This window comes from Caniella muris (assembly GCF_943193035.1).
Classification (GTDB): domain Bacteria; phylum Actinomycetota; class Coriobacteriia; order Coriobacteriales; family Atopobiaceae; genus Granulimonas; species Granulimonas faecalis.
In genome coordinates, this window is sequence record NZ_CALPCK010000001.1 from 209,848 (window position 1) to 226,630 (window position 16,783).

A 16,783-nucleotide genomic window follows, 5' to 3' on the forward strand; every position below is an offset into this window, starting at 1 on the left:
CCCGTCCTTTGGAGCCATCGCATGGAAAACGCCCCCACGGCACCCCTCCTCGCCCCCGAGGAGGTCCCCAGCCGTCTCGCCCCCGTGGTCCTCGGCGGCGACATCCTGGGCTACTCCTACGTCCGCTGCCTGAACGAGGCCTACGGGCTCACCTCCGTCGTGCTCGCCTCCGCCGAGGTCAAGAACCTCTCCACGAGCCGCTTCTGCGACTACCGCGTGGTCGACGGCATCGACCGGGAGGACGTCCTCGTGGGCTACCTCCAGGACCTCGGGCGCTCCCTTGCGGCCGAGGGCAAGGTGGGCCTGCTGCTGGGGTCCGGCGACTGGTACGCCCGCATCCTCTCCCAGCACAAGGACGAGCTCTCCCCGTGGTTCCACGTGCCCTACATCGACTTCGACCTGCTGGACGACATCACCCAGAAGGAGCGCTTCTACGCCATCTGCGACGAGCTCTCCATCGACTACCCCCGCACCTGGACGTTCGACTGCTCCGACCCGAACGCCGCCATCGACGTCGAGGCCTTCACCTACCCCGTCATCGCCAAGCCGTCCAACTCGGCCCGCTACCACTACGCCGAGTTCCCCGGCAAGAAGAAGATCTTCGAGGTGGAGACCCCCGAGGAGCTCGCCGGCATCTTCGAGGCCCTCAAGGCGTCCTGCTACGACCGCGAGCTCGTCGTCCAGGACTTCGTCCCCGGCGGCGACGACGCCCTGCGCACCATCACCATGTTCTGCACCGCGGGCGGCGACGTCCGCGTCTCGTGCGCCGGCCAGGTGGTGCTCCAGGACCACGCCCCCTCGGCCATCGGCAACCCGGTGTGCATCGTCGACGCCTGGCCCGAGAAGGCCGTGGAGGACGCCAGGCGGTTCCTGGCCCACGTGGGCTACGAGGGCTACGCGAACTTCGACGTCAAGTACGACGAGCGCGACGGCTCCTACCGGTTCTTCGAGGTCAACACGCGCCCGGGCCGCAACTCCTTCTACGTGACCCTCGGCGGCGTCAACTTCGTGGCCCCCATCGTCGAGCACTTCGTCTGCGGCCTCGTGCCCGAGCGCGTGGAGGCGAGGGACCCGTTCCTCTATGCCTGCGTGCCCCCGTACGTCGTCAAGAGGACGCTGCCCGACGGCGCGCTCAAGGACCGCGTGCTGGCGCGCTACCGCTCCGGCCTCGCGAGCTTCCCGCTCTTCTACCGCCCCGACACCCCGGCGCACCGGTTCTGGTCGGCGGTCACCTACTACCACCAGATCCGGAAGTTCGACAAGTACGTCTGGAAGACCGGCGGGAAGCAGGCCGATGCCGACTAACCCGCCCTCCCTCCAAGAGCAGGTGTCCCGGGTCCCCACGGACCCGGGCTGCTACCTGTGGAAGGACGCCTCGGGCCGCGTGCTCTACGTGGGGAAGGCCAAGAACCTGCGCGCCCGCATGCGGCAGTACGTGAACGGCGACGACGAGCGTGCCATGATCGCGCTCATGATGCCCCAGGTGGCCTCCTTCGACTACCTGGTGGTGGGCTCCGAGCACGAGGCCCTGGTCCTCGAGATCAACCTGATCCAGCAGTACCACCCGCCCTACAACGTCGCCCTCATGGACGACAAGAGCTACCCCTTCATCGCCGTCACCGAGGGCGACCTCTACCCGGCCATCAAGTACACCCGGGAGAGGCACCGCCCCCGCACCCGCTACTTCGGCCCCTACACCGATGCCCGCGCCGCCCGGGAGGCCATCGACACGGTCCGCAAGCTCTGCCCCCTCTGCATCGGCACCTGCGCCGAGTGGAAGCGCGTCAAGCGCCTCGCCGACGCCCACCCGGAGCGGGCCGACCTCCTGCCCATGGAGCTCGCCGAGTCGGGGCGCCCCTGCTTCGACCACCACGTGGGCCGCGGCCCCGGCGTGTGCGTGGGCGCGGTCTCGCCCGAGGAGTACCGCGAGAACGTGCGCACCGTGGAGGGGTTCCTCGAGGGGCGCCGCACCGCCCTCAAGGAGGCGCTCCGCGCCGAGATGGACGCCGCCGCCCGCGACCTGGACTTCGAGAAGGCCGCCCGCTACAAGCGCCGGCTCGACCTCGTGGGCCGCCTCGACAACGACCAGAAGGTCGTCTTCCGCAAGCCGGTGGACGCCGACCTCGTGGGCCTCTGGCGCGAGGAGACCATCGCCGGCGTGTGCGTGTTCGTCGTGCGCGAGGGCCGCATGGTCAGGAGCGCGGAGCTCATCCTCGACAAGGGCATGGACGTCGGCGAGGAGGAGCTGCTCTCGGGCTTCCTCAAGCGTTACTACGGGCGCACCGACGAGGTGCCGCCGGCCATCGAGGTGCCTGCGCTGCCGGACGACTCCGAGGCCCTCGAGTCGTGGCTGGGGGAGCGACGCGGCCACCGGGTGCACCTCCATGTGCCCCGGCGCGGCGAGCGGGCGCAGCTGCTGGAGATGGCGTCGGCCAACGCCCGCCACGCCCTCATGCGCCACAAGATGCGCACGGGCTACGAGGACGACCGCGCCAACCGCGCCCTCCTCGAGCTCGAGAGCGCCCTGGCCCTCCCCGAGGCGCCCCTGCGCATCGAGTGCTTCGACATCTCCACCATCCACGGCCGCCACACGGTGGCGTCCATGGTGGTGTTCACCAACGGCCGGCCCGACAAGTCGCAGTACCGCCGCTTCAAGGTGCGCACGCCCCTGGAGGAGGCCAACGACTTCGCGTCCATGGCCGAGGTCCTGGGGCGCCGCTACGCGCCGGAGCGCATGGCCGACGGCAGGTTCGGGTCCAAGCCGGACCTCCTCATCCTCGACGGCGGCAAGCCCCAGCTCACGGCGGCCATGGGCCAGCTCGAGGCCCTCGGGCTCGACATCCCGGTGGCGGGCCTCGCCAAGTCGGACGAGGAGCTCTTCGTGCCCTGGGACGACGCCCCCGTGGTGCTCCCCAGCGGCTCGCCGTCGCTCTACCTCGTCAAGCGCGTCCGCGACGAGGCGCACCGGTTCGCCATCGCCTACCACCGCGAGCTCCGCGGCAAGGCCATGACGGCCTCGGTCCTCGACGAGGTCCCCGGGGTGGGGGAGGGACGAAAGAGGGCGCTGCTCAAGGCCTTCGGGTCCATGAGGAGGCTGCGGAAGGCCACCCTGGAGGAGATCGAGGCCGTCCCCGGCATCCCCGCGCGGGTGGCGGCGGACGTCTACGGGACCCTCCGCTCGTGGGATGAGGAGCTCGACCGCACCCGCGCGGCGGGCAGGGGGTCCGCCGACGGGTGACCGCCCCCCCCGCCCCTCCCGCGGCAGGGGGCCGTGTCCCCTGACGGCCCGGCGCCGGCCCGGCACCTGTCATACTTGCACCCGAACCCGCCGAGAGGAGCTCACATGGAGAGGACCGAGGACGTCCCCGACGTCGTCGTCATCACGGGCATGAGCGGTGCCGGGCGCACCGAGGCCATGCACACGTTCGAGGACCTGGGCTACTACGTCATCGACAACCTGCCGCCCTCGCTGCTGCTGCCGCTCTCCCGCGTCGTGGGCATCGACTCCGGCGTGGGGCGCCACCTGGCCGTGGTCTGCGACCTCCGCAGCCAGGGGCTCTTCGACGAGCTCCAGGACTCCCTCGCCGAGCTCGCCGACCACGAGCTCTCCTCGGCCCTCATCTTCCTCGACAGCTCCGACGAGGTGCTGCGCCGCCGCTACGCGCTCTCGCGCCGCCGCAACCCCATCGCCAAGGAGGGGGAGAGCAACCTCGCCGCCATCGCCCGCGAACGCACCCAGCTCGAGGACGTGCTGCACCGCGCGGACTACGTCATCGACACCTCCAACCTGCGCCCCATCGAGCTGCGCCGCCGCCTCCAGGGGCTCTTCTCCGAGCTCACCGACCAGCAGCTCATGGAGGTCCACGTCTTCTCCTTCGGGTTCAAGTACGGCATGCCCGAGGAGGCCGACCTCATGATCGACGTCCGCTTCCTGCCCAACCCCTACTGGGACCCGGCCATGCGCCGGCTCACGGGCAAGGACGAGCAGGTGCGCTCCTTCGTGCTCGGGCACCCGCAGACCAAGGCGTTCCTGGGGGCGTGGGAGCGGCTGCTCGACTGCGTCATGCCCGGTTACGTCGCCGAGGGCAAGAGCTCGCTCTCCATCGGCGTCGGGTGCTCCGGCGGCCAGCACCGCTCCGTGGCCCTGGCCGAGGCGACGGCCGCGCACCTGGAGGCCGAGGGCTACCGCGTCACGGTGTCCCACCGCGACCTCCACCGCGCCCAGCGGGGCTGACCATGTCGTTCACCGCCGAGGTCAAGGACGAGCTCTCCCGCGTCGAGGGCGGCCCCGAGGCAGACGTCTCGGAGCTCTCCGCCCTGGTGCGGGTCTGCGGCACCCTCTCCTTCTACGGCTCGGGCGCCTACGCCGTGCGCGTGACCACCGAGACGGGGGCCGTGGCGCGCACCGTCATCCGCCTCTCCCACAAGGTGTTCGAGCTCGACACGCAGCTCACCGTGCGCCGCTCCGTCCTGCACAAGACCCGCAACTACCTCATCGAGATGCGCGACCAGCCCGGCCTCGAGGACGCCCTCGTGGAGCTCGGGGTGCTCGTCCCCGGCCGCGGGCTCGCCTCGGGCGTCCCCGGGCAGGTGGTCTCCACGCCGGAGCGGCGCGCGGCCTTCCTCCGCGGCGCCTTCATGGCCGGCGGCTTCATCGCCGACCCCCGCGGCGACTTCCATCTCGAGATGGCCGTCACCGGCGAGGCCCTCGCCGAGGCCCTCGTCTCCGTCTGCCGCGACGCCGGCGTCCAGGCCCGGCTCAACCGCCGCCGCGGCGCGTTCGCCATCTACATCAAGAGCTTCGACGACATCGTCCGGTTCCTCCTCGTGGTGGGCGCCGCGCGCACGGCCCGGGCCGTCTCCAACGTGCGGCGCATGAAGTCCGTCAAGAACGACGTCAACCGGTCCGTCAACGCGGAGATGGCCAACGCGCGCCGCGCCTCCGGGGCCGCCGCCGAGCAGCTCGCGCTCATAGACCGCGTGGAGGCCGGGCCTGGCCTCGACGGGCTGCCCCCGGCCCTGCGGGCCTTCTGCGACCTCCGCCGGGAGTACCCGGACCTCCCCCTGGCGGAGCTCGGCCGCCGCGCCTACCCGCCGCTCTCCAAGTCGGCCCTCTACCACCGGGTGCTCCGGCTCGAGGCCCTCGACGCCGAGTGGCGCGACGGCGGGGGAGGGGCCGGCCGATCCGGCGAGGATGGATAAACTACAACAAATATTCTTGCTGCCTCCCTGCCCGTAATTCAAAGTTGTCCACTCGCCCGTAGACAATCATGGGCCCTAACTGCAGATTCAGAGTCATTTGTGGGTTCTCGGGCCCGGCGTGGCCCAAACGGGTTACTATGCACGCAGTGGTTCAAGTCATGGCCCACGACCCGGCCGAGAGGCTCGGTCCGGGAGGGGCCGCGAAAGGAGAAGCGCATGGCAGTCAAGGTTGCGATTAACGGTTTCGGTCGCATCGGCCGTCTGGCCTTCCGTCAGATGTTCGGCCACGAGGGCTCCGAGATCGTCGCGATCAACGATCTCACCAGCCCCGACATGCTGGCCTACCTGCTCAAGTACGACTCGACCCAGGGCAACTACGCCCGCGACCACAAGGTCGAGGCCGGCGAGGACTCCATCACCGTCGACGGCAAGACCATCAAGATCTACAAGGAGGCCGACGCCCACAACCTGCCGTGGGGCGAGCTCGACGTCGACGTCGTCCTCGAGTGCACCGGCTTCTACACCTCCAAGGCCAAGGCCCAGGCCCACATCGACGCCGGCGCCAAGAAGGTCGTCATCTCCGCTCCCGCGGGCAACGACCTCCCCACCATCGTCTACAACGTCAACCATGACATCCTGACCGCGGACGACGACATCATCTCCGCCGCCTCCTGCACCACCAACTGCCTCGCCCCGATGGCCAAGGCCCTGAACGACTACGCCCCCATCAAGAGCGGCATCATGGCCACCATCCACGCCTACACCGGCGACCAGATGATCCTCGACGGCCCCCAGCGCAAGGGCGACAAGCGCCGCAGCCGCGCCGGCGCCGTCAACATCGTCCCCAACTCCACCGGTGCCGCCAAGGCCATCGGCCTGGTGATCCCCGAGCTCAACGGCAAGCTCATCGGTGCCGCCCAGCGCGTGCCCGTGCCCACCGGCTCCACCACCCTCCTGTTCGCCGTGGTCGAGTCCGACAAGGAGGTCACCGTCGACTCCATCAACGCCGCCATGAAGGCCGCGTCCGACCCCGAGACCTTCGGCTACAACGAGGACCAGATCGTCTCCACCGACATCGTGGGCATGACCTACGGCTCCCTCTTCGACGCCACCCAGACCATGGTCCAGGATCTCGGCGACGGCCAGTACCTCGTGCAGGTGGTCTCTTGGTACGACAACGAGAACTCCTACACCTCCCAGATGGTCCGCACCATCAAGTACTTCGAGAAGTTCGTCGCCTAAGGCGTCACCTTCCCAGCGTCTCGCGGCCGTGAGGCGCCCATAGCGTCAGCCAGGGGCGCGGACGAGGCCCGAAGCCCAGTCCGCGCCCCTTCCATTGCAAACCGATAAGGAGGAGTCCCATGGCGTTCACCAAGAAGACCGTCAAGGACGTCGACGTCGACGGCAAGCGCGTCCTCATGCGCGTCGACTTCAACGTGCCGCTGGCCGACGGCGTCGTCACCGACGACACCCGCATCAAGGCCGCCATCCCCACCATCCAGTACCTCGTCGACCACGGCGCCAAGGTCGTGCTCATGAGCCACCTCGGCCGCCCCAAGGGCGACGGCGTGGAGCCCGAGCTCTCCCTCAAGCCCGCCGCCGAGAAGCTCGCCGAGCTCACCGGCCTCGACGTGACCTTCGTGCCCGACACCTACGGCCAGGAGGCCGCCGACGCCGTGGCCGCCATGGAGCCCGGCCAGGTCGTCGTGCTCGAGAACGTCCGCTTCGACAAGCGCGAGAAGAAGAACGACCCCGAGATCGCCGAGAAGCTCGCCGCCCTCGGCGACATCTTCGTGCTCGACGCCTTCGGCACCGCCCACCGCGCCCAGGGCTCCGTGGTCGGCCCCGCCGCCAAGCTGCCCGCCGTGGCCGGCTTCCTGCTCGAGAAGGAGGTCGACACCCTCACCAACATCTTCGAGGCCCCCGAGCGCCCCTTCGTCGCCATCGTCGGCGGCTCCAAGGTGTCCTCCAAGATCGGCGTGCTCGACCACCTGCTCGACTCCGTCGACACCCTGATCATCGGCGGCGGCATGGCCTACACCTTCTTCCTCGCCAAGGGCTACACCGTGGGCACCTCCCTTCAGGAGCCCGACTGGGTGGACCGCGCCCGCGAGATGATGGAGAAGGCCGAGAAGAACGGCGTCAAGCTGCTCCTCCCCGTGGACAACGTGGTCGCCGACCACTTCGGCCCCGACGCCGTGGGCGTCGTCGTCAAGTCCAACGCCATCCCCGACGACATGATGGGCATGGACATCGGCCCCGAGACCGCCCAGCTCTACGCCGACGCCATCGCCGGCGCCAAGACCGTCTTCTGGAACGGCCCCATGGGCGTCTTCGAGTTCGACCAGTTCTCCGACGGCACCAAGGCCGTGGCCGAGGCCGTGGCCGCCAACGAGGACTGCACCTCGATCATCGGCGGCGGTGACTCCGTCGCGGCTGTCAACAAGTTCGACCTTGCCGACAAGATGAGCTGGATCTCCACCGGCGGCGGTGCCTCCATGGAGCTCGTCGAGGGCAAGGCCCTTCCCGGAGTGGAGGCCCTTCTCGATGCCTAACAACACGCGCACCCGCCTCATCGCGGGCAACTGGAAGATGAACAAGAACTACACCGAGGGAGTGCAGCTGGCCCAGGACCTGGCCAACGAGCTCGGCCACGACACCCACGGCGTCGAGGTCGTCGTCTGCCCGCCGGCCACCGACCTCAAGGGCGTCTCCGGCGTCATCGAGTTCGACCGCGCCCCCTTTGGCCTCGGTGCCCAGAACGTCTACTGGGAGGCCTCCGGCGCCTTCACCGGCGAGCTCTCCTGCGACATGCTCAAGAGCGTCGGCTGCACCCACTGCATCGTGGGCCACTCCGAGCGCCGCGACTACTTCGGCGAGACCGACGGCGACATCAACCTCAAGGTCAAGGCGCTGCTGGCCGCGGGCATCGTGCCCATCTCCTGCTGCGGCGAGTCCCTCGAGGTCCGCGAGGCCGGCAACCAGGTCGACTTCGTCGTGGGCCAGATCCGCGCCGACTTCGACGGCGTCCAGCTCGAGAGCGGCGACCAGCTCGTCGTGGCCTACGAGCCCATCTGGGCCATCGGCACCGGCAAGACCGCCACGCCCGAGGACGCCCAGGAGGTCTGCGGCGCCATCCGCGCCGCCCTCGTCGACATCTTCGGCGCCGACATCGCCTCCCAGATCCGCGTGCTCTACGGCGGCTCCGCCAAGCCCGGCAACGTCGCCGGCTTCCTCGCCGAGGAGGACGTCGACGGCGCCCTCGTGGGCGGTGCCTCGCTCGTCGCGGCCGACTTCGCCGCCATGGTCGAGAGGGCTGCTGAGTAATGAGTTCCAACAAGGGAAAGAAACCCGCCCTCCTCGTCATCATGGACGGCTTCGGCCTCGCGCCCACCGGCCCCGAGAACGCCGTGAGCCAAGCCAAGCTGCCCTACATCCAGTCGCTCCTCGCCACCTACCCCCACACCACCCTGGGTGCGTCCGGCGAGGACGTGGGGCTGCCCGACGGCCAGATGGGCAACTCCGAGGTGGGCCACCTCAACATCGGTGCCGGCCGCATCGTCTTCCAGGAGCTCTCGCGCATCAACAACGCGGTGCGCGACGGCTCCATCGAGGAGAACCCGGTGCTCGCCGACGCCATGGACGCCGTGAAGGAGCGGGGCTCCGTGCTGCACGTCATGGGCCTCGTCTCCGACGGCGGCGTGCACTCCTCCATGGAGCACGCCGAGGCCGTCGTGTCCACGGCCGCCAAGCGCGGCGTCCAGCGCGTGCGCATCGACGCCTTCACCGACGGTCGCGACGTCGACCCCCAGTCCGGGGCCGGCTTCATGGAGTCGCTCCAGGCCTTCTGCGCCAAGGTCTCCGAGGCCACCGGCGCCGACGTCAAGATCGCCACGGTCTCCGGCCGCTACTGGGGCATGGACCGCGACAACCGCTGGGAGCGCGTCGAGCGCGCCTACGACGCCATCGTCGGCGCCGAGGGCGTCGAGGTGGCCAGCGCCGCCGAGGGCCTGCGCGCGTTCTACGAGAAGGACCCGCGCGGCGACGAGTTCGCCGACCCCATGGTGGTCGAGGGCGCGGCCCTCGGCACCCACGACGGCGACGCGTTCATCTTCTTCAACTTCCGCCCGGACCGCGCCCGCGAGATGACCCGCGCGCTCACCGACGCCGCCTTCGACGGCTTCGAGCGTCGCTCCACCCCCGCGCTCTCGTGCTTCGTCACCATGACCGAGTACGACCCCGAGCTCGACGTCGAGGTCGCCTTCCCCAAGACGGTGCCGGCCCACGTCCTGGCCGACGTCATCGCCGACAACGGCCTCAAGCAGCTCCACACCGCCGAGACCGAGAAGTACGCCCATGTGACGTTCTTCCTCAACGGCGGCGTGGAGGAGCCCAAGGAGGGGGAGACCCGCGTGCTCGTCCCGAGCCCCAAGGTCGCCACCTACGACCTCAAGCCCGAGATGAGCGAGCCGGAGGTCACCGAGCGCCTCGCAAGGTCCATCCGCGAGGACGCCGCCGACCTCTACGTGGTCAACTACGCCAACTGCGACATGGTGGGCCACACCGGCGTCGTCCAGGCCGCCACCGCGGCCTGCGAGGCCGTGGACGACGGCCTCTCCCGCATCGTCCCCGAGATCCTGGCCAAGGGCGGATTCGCGCTCATCACCGCCGACCACGGAAACGCCGACCACATGTACGACGTCTCCTCCACCGGCGAGCGCAAGCCCTTCACGGCCCACACCACCAACCGCGTGCCCCTGATCGTCGTCGACCCCGACGCCAGCCTGTCCGGCGTCGAGGACGGCCGCCTCTCCGACATCGCCCCCACCATCCTCGCGATGATGGGCATCGACCGTCCCGAGGAGATGACGGGCCGCGTGCTCGTGAAGGAGTAGGGAACCGTGGCGTCCCCCGCGACGCTGTGGTAGCCTTATGGGCTGTGATCTCAAACCGTCTGCCCGGCCCCGCCCCGTGCGGGGCCGGGTCGTGCAAGGAGGAGTCCCCGTGGGTCCCTTGAACATCGCCCTCATCGTCGTCTGGGCCCTGTCGGCCGTCGCGTCCATCGTCCTCGTGCTCATGCACTCGGGCAAGGGGACCGGCGTCTCCGACATGATCGCCAGCTCGATGTACAACTCCAACGCCGGCTCCGGCGTCTGGGAGAAGAACCTCGACCGCCTCACGGTGATCAGCTGCTGCGTCTTCGCGGCCACCCTCCTGATCTTCATGCTCACGTTCCCCCAGGGGAGCCTGGGCTACTAGGCCCTTCGGCCACGCGCGTTCCGGGACCGCCGCCCCCTCCGTGGGACGGCGGTCCTTTTGTATATGTGGATGCGTGAAGCATCGGTGCCTTCCGCCGACGACTGTATAACCCGTGCCGTTTGACGTATAAACCCCCGGACCACTGCACGCCGGCGCCAGCCGGCCGAGCGGGCCGACGGCGCCCGCGCTGGACCAAAGGGAGATCTATGAATGGCATCGCAGGTACGAGCGGCGTGACGAGACGCACCTTCCTCACGGGCTGCGCGCTGGCCTCCGGCCTCGTCGCGCTCTCCGGCTGCAAGAAGAGCGACGGCGCCTCGGCGGGGGAGGGCGGCGGCAAGCTCTCCTACTTCATCACCAACCCGCCCTCGATCGACCCCTTCAACGCGCAGGACGTGGCCGGCTGCATGGTGGCCCGCCAGCTGTTCGACCCCATGTGCACCTACGACTTCGACAAGCAGGAGCTCGTGCCCTGCGCCGGCGAGTCGTGGAGCAGCAACGACGACGGCACCGTGTGGACCTTCAAGGTCAAGGAGGGCAACACCTTCCACAACGGCGAGACCGTGGACGCCGAGGCCTTCAAGCGCGCCTGGAACCGTCTCTGCAGCCCCAAGACGAGCGACTCGCCGTCGGTCGTGAGCTACTACCTCAAGCTGGTCAAGGGCTACGAGGACGTCGTCTCCGGCAAGGCCGACGAGCTCGCCGGCGTCTCCTGCCCCGACCAGTACACCCTGCAGGTGGAGCTCTCCGAGCCCTTCATGGACTTCCCCATGATCACGTCCATCATGCCCACGGCCCCCGTGCCCAAGGCCGCCCTCGACGACTTCCAGACCTTCTTCCGGGCGCCCATCGGCAACGGCCCCTACACCATGGACGGCCAGTGGGAGGACGGCCAGTACATCAACCTCAAGACCTACGAGGATTACAAGAACGGCGACAAGCCCAAGATCGGGCAGCTCACGTTCAACATCCAGAAGGACGTCGAGACGGGGTACCGCGAGTTCCAGGCCGGCAACGTCGACATCTGCGACATCCCCACGGCCCAGGTGAAGGGCGCCCACGAGCAGTACGGCGTCTCCGAGGACGGCTACACCATCACCCCGGGCAAGCAGTGCCTGGACGGCGACCAGCCCTCCACGTACTACCTTGTGCTCAACCTCAAGGACCCCGCCATGGCCGACGTCAACCTGCGCCGCGCCATCTCCCTGGCCATCGACCGTCAGACCATCTGCGACTCCGTGCTCCAGGGCACGCGCCTTCCGGCCACCAACCTCTGCCCGCCCCCGTGCCGCGGCTACGAGGAGGGGCAGTGGGCCTGGTGCAAGTACGACCCCGACCAGGCCACGGCCATCCTCGACCAGTACTACCCCAAGGACGCCAGCGGCAGCCGCGGGGTCAAGGTGACCCTCATGTACAACGTCGACGGCTCCCACAAGGAGATCATGGAGGCCGTGCAGGGCAACCTCAACCAGGTGGGCATCGACGTGGAGCAGAGCACCCTCGAGTGGGCCAGCTACCTCACCAAGCTGCAGTCCGGCGACTTCCAGATGGGCCGCAACGGCTGGGTGGCCGAGTACCCCTCCATCGACAACTTCCTGTACTCGCTGCTCTACACCGGCAACGCCGACAACCTCTCCGGCTACTCAAACCAGCAGGTGGACGACCTGATCATGGAGGCCCGTGCCACCAAGGACGACGACCGCCGCTACCAGCTGCTGCAGGAGGCCAACAAGATCGCCGGCGACGACGTGCCCATGGTCCCGCTCTTCTACTACAAGTTCGCCAAGGTGGGCTCCAGCCGCATCTCCCACGCGTACCTCTCGCCCATCGAGCAGTCCTCCGCCGCCACCTGGGAGCTGCAGGCCTGACGCAGACGGCGGCGCCATCATAAAAGACCGTGGTTCCTGCATAGGCCCCCGGCGCACCCGACCCGGTGCGCCGGGGGCCTTCCCGTGGGGAGGGGAGGGGCCCGGTCGCGCCATTGGGTGCCCACCGCCGTCCCTACATGGGAAAACAAGGCACCCTCTTTACACCCGTCCGCACCGCCTTGGATTTCGGAAACGTTACAATCCATAAAATCAATGAAGGCAATCCGCCGTTTTCCTTGCATATCAGGAAACTTTGAGAAATACTTCTGTCCCATGCAGACGCTCCATGGAGGTCCGTAACCTCCGGCGATTGCTGGCCGTGCCGAGGGCATGGCCAAGAGACAGAAGGAGAGAGCATATGAGTGAGCAGGTGAAGATCGGCCGCCGCACGTTCCTCAAGGGGTCCGCTGCCGCGTCCGCGCTTCTGGCGCTCGCGGCCTGCAAGAAGGCCGACGACGCCCCCACTGCCGAGGCCGAGGGCACCGGTGCCACCGCCAAGGTCTACATCAACAACCCCGTCTCCATCGATCCCTACAACTGCCAGGAGTCCGAGGGCACGCAGGTCTGCTATCAGATCTTCGACAGCCTGACCGACTACGACTACGAGAAGGGCGAGCTCGTCCCCAGCGCCGCCGCCTCCTGGAAGGCCAACGACGACGCCACCGAGTTCACCTTCACCCTCGTGGAGGGCGCCAAGTTCCACAACGGCGACCCCGTGGACGCCGAGTCCTTCAAGCGCGCCTGGACCCGCCTGGTCGACCCCAAGACCAACGAGTCGTCCCCCTCGGCCGTCAACTACCACATCTCCATGGTGGACGGTTACGACGCCCTCGTGGCCGGCGAGACCGACGAGCTCACCGGCGTCACCTGCCCCGACGAGAAGACCCTCGTGGTCAAGCTCGCGGTGCCCTACGCCGACTTCCCCTACGTGGCCAGCCACCCGGCCCTCGGCCCCGTGCCCGCCGTGGCCCTCGAGGACTTCGACACCTTCTTCCGCGCCCCCATCGGCAACGGCCCCTTCATGATGGACGGCAAGTGGGAGGACGGCCAGTACATCAACGTCAAGCGCTTCGAGGACTACGTGGGCGACAAGCCCTCCATCGCCGCGGTGCAGTTCAACATCCAGAAGGACATGGAGACCGCCTACAAGGAGTTCCAGGCCGGTAACTACGACTTCTGCGACGTCCCCACCGCCCAGATCAAGAGCGCCCAGGACACCTACGGCGTCTCCGAGGACGGCTACACCATCACCCCGGGCAAGCAGATGCTCCTGGGCGACGAGGCCTCCGTCTACTACATCACGGTGAACAACACCGACCCGGTGCTCAAGGACCCCAACCTGCGCAAGGCCATCTCCCTGGCCATCAACCGCCAGGCCATCTGCGACACCGTCTTCTCCGGCACCCGCACCCCGGCCGCCAACATCGTCCCGCCCGGAATCGCCGGCTACGAGGACGACGTCTGGGAGTACTCGCACTACGACAAGGACGCCGCCGTCAAGATGCTCGACCAGTACTATCCCGCCGACGCCAACGGTAGCCGCGGCGTGAGCGTGCAGCTCTCCTTCAACGGCGACGGCAACCACGGCGACATCATGGAGGCCATCCAGGCCGACCTCGCCGCCGTGGGCATCGACGCCCAGCTCGACCAGGGCGAGTGGGCCGCCATCCTCGACCGTTACCAGAACGGCGACTACCAGATGGGCCGCCTCGGCTGGATCGCCGACTACCCCATCATGGACAACTTCCTCTACCCGCTGTTCTACACCGGCAACGGCGACAACCGCTCCCTGTATTCCAACCCCGCCGTCGACGAGGCCCTCGACAAGGCCCGTCAGACCACCGACGACGACGAGCGCATCGCCGCCCTCCAGGCCGTCAACAAGACGATCTCCGAGGACTTCCCGGTGATCCCGATCTTCTTCTACAAGCACACCTACGTGGGTTCCGACAAGGTCAAGAGCGCCTACGTCGACCCCTCCAAGAAGATCAAGCTCCGCGCCGCGGAGATGGAGGGCTAGGCCAGACGGCCGCCCCGGTGGATATACCGCCGCACTGATTGCATAACGAGGCACCGGGTCTTTCAGGCCCGGTGCCTTGTTTTGTTCGTTTCGTTGGCAAGGTGCGGGTCAGATGGGTCCCCTGGGCGCAAAACGCGCCGTGGATTGCTTCGAAACTGTTTCCAGTAGGTAGTAGGGTGCATAGGAGGGGCTTAGATTTGCATTAGGCGGCTATACTTGCCCAAGGCCCTGTTTTAGCCAAAATAACCGGAAAAGCAGGGCTTCGTATCGGCCCAGGACACAGGAGACACCGAGTATGGTCAAGTACATCCTGAAACGTCTCCTGCAGTTCATCCCGGTTTTCATCGGCGTCACGATCATCCTGTTCGCCATGGAAAACATCGTCCCCGGCGACCCGATCAAGCTGATCGCCGGCGACAAGGCTCTCAACCCGGAGACTGAGCTGCAGCTGCGCATCGCGAACCATCTCATCGAGACGGATTCCGAAGGCAAGCCCCTGTACGACGCGGATGGAAACACCATCCCCACGCCCCTCTGGAAGCAGTACGGCTACTACATCAACGGCCTGCTCCACGGCGACCTCGGCAACTCCTACAGCCGCAAGCTCCCTGTGACCCAGATCTTCGCCGACAAGTACCCCTACACCGTGAAGCTCGCCTTGGTGGGCATCATCATCGAGGCGGTGGTGGGCATCGGCGCCGGCCTCATATCGGCCATCAAACGCTACTCGTTCTGGGACGTGCTCGTGACCCTGGTCACGGCCGTCCTCGTGGCCATGCCCGCCTTCTGGCTCGGCATGCTCCTGCAGCTCTTCTTCGGCGTGGTGCTCAAGAACGCCACGGGAGGGGGCTTCTACCTGCCCATCTCCGGTGCCGGCGGCCCCAACTCCGAGTTCGAGAGCTGGGTGCACTACATCCTGCCCGGCATCACCCTGGCGGCCGTGTCCACGGCCTACGCCGCCCGCATCATGCGTTCCCAGCTCCTCGAGGTCATGAACCAGGACTACATCCGCACCGCCAAGGCCAAGGGCCTCTCCCGGCGCCAGGTCATCCTGCACCACGCCCTCAAGAACGCCCTGATCCCCGTGGTCACCTACATCGGTATCGACTTCGGCGCCATGCTCTCCGGCGCCATCCTCACCGAGACGGTGTTCAATTGGCCCGGCGTGGGCTATGAGATCTACCGTGCCATCACCCAGCGCGACTGGCCCATCGTCATGGGCGGCGTCACGATCATCATCGTCGTGGTGATGGTGATCAACCTCGTCGTCGACGTGAGCTACGCCTTCCTCGATCCCAGGATCAGGTACGGCGCGCCCAAGGACCAAGGCTAGGGGAGGGGTAGACCCATGGAGAAGAAGCAGCATGGGGCGGACCTCGACCGCGAGGCCGCCAAGGAGCTCAGAGAAGAGACCGACAGGGCCTACGAGGTCCACGAGGAGAACGCCCAGGCCGCCGGCGAGCGGGTCTCCCTCGACCACGATGACTCCGAGGCGGAGCACCACCGCGACTTCCGCGGCGCCTACAACGCCGTGGTCGACGAGGTGGACAACGACAACTCCGCCCGCACGCTTTGGGGCGACGCCTTCGGGCGCCTGCGCAAGAACAAGCTCGCCGTCATCGGCGCCGTCTGGATCGTCTTCATCGCCCTCGTGGCGATCACGGCCGACCTCTGGGTCCCCCAGACGCTCGGTTCCCCCATCGCCATCGACTCGTCCCAGATGGCCGACCTCGCGAGGCTCCCGCCGTCGCCGGAGCACCCCTTCGGCACCGACTCCCTCGGCCGTGACGTGCTCTGCCGCGTGATCTACGGCGCCCGCGTGTCGCTGATGGTGGGTCTTCTGGCCACGGCCATCTCCACGGTGCTCGGCCTCATCATGGGCGCCCTCGCCGCCTACTACGGCGGCATCTGGGACACCATCATCATGCGTCTGGCCGACATCTTCCTGGCCTTCCCCTACACGCTCTTCGTCATCGCCATGCTGGCGGTGCTCGGCCAGGGCATCCAGAACGTCTTCATCGCCATCGGCGTCCTCGGGTGGCCCTCCATCGCCCGCGTGTTCAGGAGCGCCATCCTCTCGGTCAAGGAGAACGACTACGTCGACGCGGCCCGCTCCATGGGCGCCTCCGACCTGCGTATCGTCGCCCGCCACATCTTCCCCAACTCCGTGGCCTCCATCGTGGTCTACGCCACGATGAACATCGGCGGCGCCATCCTCACCGAGAGCGCCCTGAGCTTCCTCGGCATGGGCGTCACCCCGCCCAACCCCTCGTGGGGCTCCATGATCCAGGACGGGCAGACCTACCTCGCCACCGAGCCCTGGCTCATGCTCATGCCCGGTATCGCGATCCTGTCCACCGTGCTCGCCTTCACCCTGCTGGGCGACGGCCTGCGCGATGCCCTCGACGTCAAGATGAAGGATGCGTAAAGACCC

At 67.9% G+C, this 16,783-nt stretch carries 13 protein-coding genes; all 13 read left to right on the plus strand.

Annotated features, from left to right (window positions below):
• Positions 1–21: 21 nt before the first annotated feature.
• The 13 genes from NFR49_RS00895 (at position 22) to NFR49_RS00955 (ending at position 16,777) form a co-directional block, all read left to right on the plus strand.
• Entirely contained in the window at positions 22–1,305 is a 1,284-nt protein-coding gene (locus tag NFR49_RS00895) for a carboxylate--amine ligase (protein ID WP_251157825.1), read from the plus strand.
• Positions 1,295–3,238, plus strand: coding sequence for an excinuclease ABC subunit UvrC (uvrC, locus tag NFR49_RS00900; RefSeq protein ID WP_251157826.1), 1,944 nt, complete (start codon positions 1,295–1,297; stop codon positions 3,236–3,238). The genes NFR49_RS00895 and uvrC overlap by 11 nt, the downstream gene beginning before the upstream one ends.
• Before the next feature lie 105 nt (positions 3,239–3,343).
• Positions 3,344–4,234 (plus strand): RNase adapter RapZ, encoded by an 891-nt coding sequence (gene rapZ / locus NFR49_RS00905; protein WP_251157827.1) that lies wholly within the window; start codon positions 3,344–3,346, stop codon positions 4,232–4,234.
• Positions 4,235–4,236: 2 nt separating this feature from the next.
• Positions 4,237–5,202: a DNA-binding protein WhiA gene (gene whiA, locus NFR49_RS00910; protein WP_251157828.1), complete on the plus strand. Its 966-nt coding sequence runs from the start codon at positions 4,237–4,239 to the stop codon at positions 5,200–5,202.
• Between the two features lie 216 nt (positions 5,203–5,418).
• The gene (gap, locus tag NFR49_RS00915) at positions 5,419–6,444 is read left to right on the plus strand and encodes a type I glyceraldehyde-3-phosphate dehydrogenase (RefSeq protein ID WP_251157829.1); all 1,026 of its coding nucleotides are present in this window, start codon (positions 5,419–5,421) and stop codon (positions 6,442–6,444) included.
• Positions 6,445–6,563: 119 nt separating this feature from the next.
• On the plus strand, positions 6,564–7,757 hold the full coding sequence (locus tag NFR49_RS00920) for a phosphoglycerate kinase (protein ID WP_251157830.1): 1,194 nt from the start codon (positions 6,564–6,566) through the stop codon (positions 7,755–7,757).
• On the plus strand, positions 7,750–8,529 hold the full coding sequence (gene tpiA / locus NFR49_RS00925) for a triose-phosphate isomerase (RefSeq protein WP_251157831.1): 780 nt from the start codon (positions 7,750–7,752) through the stop codon (positions 8,527–8,529). Before NFR49_RS00920 ends, tpiA begins: the two co-directional genes overlap by 8 nt.
• On the plus strand, positions 8,529–10,097 hold the full coding sequence (gpmI, locus tag NFR49_RS00930) for a 2,3-bisphosphoglycerate-independent phosphoglycerate mutase (RefSeq protein WP_251157832.1): 1,569 nt from the start codon (positions 8,529–8,531) through the stop codon (positions 10,095–10,097). The genes tpiA and gpmI overlap by 1 nt, the downstream gene beginning before the upstream one ends.
• A gap of 109 nt (positions 10,098–10,206) precedes the next feature.
• The gene (gene secG / locus NFR49_RS00935; RefSeq protein ID WP_251157833.1) at positions 10,207–10,461 is read left to right on the plus strand and encodes a preprotein translocase subunit SecG; all 255 of its coding nucleotides are present in this window, start codon (positions 10,207–10,209) and stop codon (positions 10,459–10,461) included.
• A gap of 206 nt (positions 10,462–10,667) precedes the next feature.
• A complete protein-coding gene (locus NFR49_RS00940) occupies positions 10,668–12,329 on the plus strand; it encodes a peptide ABC transporter substrate-binding protein (protein ID WP_251157834.1) in 1,662 nt (553 codons plus the stop codon).
• 358 nt (positions 12,330–12,687) lie between these two features.
• Positions 12,688–14,349 (plus strand): peptide ABC transporter substrate-binding protein, encoded by a 1,662-nt coding sequence (locus NFR49_RS00945; RefSeq protein ID WP_251157835.1) that lies wholly within the window; start codon positions 12,688–12,690, stop codon positions 14,347–14,349.
• Positions 14,350–14,644: 295 nt separating this feature from the next.
• Positions 14,645–15,682 (plus strand): ABC transporter permease, encoded by a 1,038-nt coding sequence (locus tag NFR49_RS00950; RefSeq protein WP_251157836.1) that lies wholly within the window; start codon positions 14,645–14,647, stop codon positions 15,680–15,682.
• 15 nt (positions 15,683–15,697) lie between these two features.
• Positions 15,698–16,777 (plus strand): ABC transporter permease, encoded by a 1,080-nt coding sequence (locus tag NFR49_RS00955; protein WP_251157837.1) that lies wholly within the window; start codon positions 15,698–15,700, stop codon positions 16,775–16,777.
• Positions 16,778–16,783: the final 6 nt, after the last annotated feature.